Raw genomic sequence first — 250 nt, forward strand, 5'->3', positions numbered from 1 at the left:
AACAGAAAGGCTATGACGAAAAAACGAAGCGAGAATGCCTAACTGCCTATGTTAATGGGATGGGATTTAGAGGAATAGAAAGGCTAAAGGGAGTTCATCATACGACCGTAATTAATTGGGTAAAATCAGAAATGTTGAATCTCGTAACAAAACTTTACATTTAAGAACATGACAACCCCAGAACGCCATTTTTCAGATTGAATAGACAATTTTCCTAAACCAGTGTACATAGCTGATATGTTGACACATA

1 pseudogene is annotated in these 250 nt (G+C 36.4%); it reads left to right on the top strand.

The window, feature by feature from the left end:
• Window positions 1-125 (top strand): annotated as a pseudogene (locus MiAbW_RS19435) (IS1 family transposase); the annotation flags it as partial.
• Between the last annotated feature and the right edge of the window lie 125 nt (window positions 126-250).

The sequence above is a fragment of the Microcystis aeruginosa NIES-4325 genome (genome assembly GCF_008974145.1).
GTDB classification, from domain to species: domain Bacteria; phylum Cyanobacteriota; class Cyanobacteriia; order Cyanobacteriales; family Microcystaceae; genus Microcystis; species Microcystis aeruginosa_G.